This is a genomic window from Gordonia sp. (in: high G+C Gram-positive bacteria) (assembly GCF_049299075.1).
GTDB lineage: Bacteria > Actinomycetota > Actinomycetes > Mycobacteriales > Mycobacteriaceae > Gordonia.
Genome location: NZ_JBAQWU010000213.1, coordinates 1 through 2058, shown reverse-complemented (window position 1 = coordinate 2058; position 2058 = coordinate 1). Strand labels below are relative to the sequence as shown.

Genomic DNA, 2058 nt, shown 5'->3' with positions numbered 1-2058 from the left:
CGGCCTGCGCGCAGATCGACAGGGACGGGTTCACGCCCAAGTTGGCCGAGATGGCGGCACCGTCGGTGATGAACAGCGACGGGTAGCCCCACACCCGGTGGTAGGGATCGATCACACCGTTCTCGGGCACACCGAACGCGTCCTGGAGCAGGTCCCGCCGCCGCGCGCCCAGAGCTGAGCCACGCGATCACCGAATCGTTCACCGGCGCGCTCAACAACCCGTTCCTGATCAGCGGCAGCGTCGCCGTGCTCGACGGCGTCGCGCCGTTCCTGCTGATCCGCAGCAAAGACTTCGTCCAGCAGGCCTAGCACTCCAACGTCCTCTGATCGGGGGATTCTCCGGTGGCTCCGTCAATTACGGATCTGCGCCGAGTCGCGTCGCTGCTATAAATAACCAATGCTAATCGCCTCCCAACGCACCTTGCTGCGCCGATCGGTCCTTTCCGCCTTGGCCATTGTCTCCACCGCGGCCGTGGCGATCAGCGGCTGCTCATCGTCCGACGCTCCGACATCGTCACCTGAAAGCTCCGGTGCAGCCGATCCGTCAGCGACATCGACGTCGGCCTCGACTACCGAAGCGGCGCCAACCGACGCGCAATGGGAGGTGACCGCGACCCTGAAAGAGGTCCGAGCGATCGTCGGATCTAAGCAAGCAGCGGTGGTGGTCGGCCCCAACGCCAGCACCTCCCAGGGGCAGGTCGGATTGCGCGGCTTCACTCCTGACGGAACATCGAAAGGCTCGACGAATATCTCCGATAAGGATGAGAGTCCATGCGGCTTCTTCGCGTTCGACTCGGCCGATGGCCCGCGCGTTGGCTATCGAACGCGATCACACGTGGAGGCCGCTGGCATCGTGCCGGAGAAGTGGCAAACCAATATCGTCGTGCGGGATGCATTGACTCTGGACGAGAAGTGGTCCACGAAGGTCGCCGAGCACGAGAACATCGATCACACGGGTTGCGACGACGCCACTGTGGAGACCACGACATACAACGGGCAGTGGGTGGTGGTGAGCGTTGTGACTCACCGAAGCATTGTGCTCGATTCGGCCACCGGAAAGATCGCCCAGCAGTTGGACGGCTACCCGGAGGTGCGCGGCAACTACGTGGGCGTGTCATCAGGTCCGGAGATGACTATCGTCGAACCGGGAACCGGTAAGAAGGTCGCGGAACTATCCGTTCTCAAGAACAACTCGAGACTCCGTAGCCTTCAGGGCATCCTGATGAGCAACGAGATCCGCGGGGGCGACGGGGAACGCGGAATCGTCTACGACGATGAGATGCTCTACCTGGTCTCGTGGCGGGATGGCTCAGTAGTCAAAAAGATCCCGCTCCCCGGTGAGCTCGACGGTTCGATCGTCGTCGACAACGAATCGAACCGCGTGTACGTTCCCGTGAAGACCGACGGCAAGTTCGTCCTCCTCGCTCTTGATGCCGCCAACGGGTACTCCGAGTTGTGGCGGCAGACGGGCCCGCGTGACGCGTGCGTCGTCTACCCGAAGTCAGTAATCGTGCGTGCCGAATCTGGCAACTTCGCCAGCCTGTCACCGGAGGATGGGTCGCAGCAGACGCACACCGATATCGACAACACGGTCAGCTGCGGGCTGATCGTCGGGGACTACACCTTCATGCGTGTCGGAATGACGCACGGGTATCAGGTCATAAGGTTCGCTCCCTGACATCGACCGCGCTTCCACGCCGAGTAGCACGCGAGCGGATGTAGGCACCGCACGAGAGCGAGTCTCAGCCCGCTCGGTCACCACGGTAAACAGGAGGCGCGGCGGCCCAAACACAACGGCCACGGTGAACGGATCGACGCTCCGTCGCCGAACCAGTGCCAGAGAGTCTTCAGTGCCAGCGAGGCTTAGTCGACGCTAGTGCCTTCGCGCGCGGCGGTCTCCGACGCGGCGGTCCGCGCCTTCGCCACCGAGGCGATCGGCGTGATCGACAGCCGTAGCGCGCCGGGCGCATCGGCAGGCACGACCGGATTAGCCGGTGCCACCGCGTTGATCCGCTGGTACGGCGCGCCCTGCGCCGGACGCGGATCGGCCTCACCTTT

The 2058-nt window shown here is 63.6% G+C and carries 1 protein-coding gene and 2 pseudogenes; 1 reads left to right on the top strand and 2 read right to left on the bottom strand.

Annotated features, from left to right (window positions below):
- Positions 1–127 (bottom strand): annotated as a pseudogene (locus WAW85_RS06645) (GMC oxidoreductase); the annotation flags it as partial.
- Positions 128–397: 270 nt separating this feature from the next.
- Here WAW85_RS06645 and WAW85_RS06640 point away from each other — a divergent pair.
- Positions 398–1678: a hypothetical protein gene (locus WAW85_RS06640; protein WP_422558840.1), complete on the top strand. Its 1281-nt coding sequence runs from the start codon at positions 398–400 to the stop codon at positions 1676–1678.
- A gap of 185 nt (positions 1679–1863) precedes the next feature.
- On the opposite strand, the pseudogene WAW85_RS06635 reads toward WAW85_RS06640, so the two are convergent.
- Positions 1864–2058: pseudogene (locus tag WAW85_RS06635) on the bottom strand (cholesterol oxidase); the annotation flags it as partial.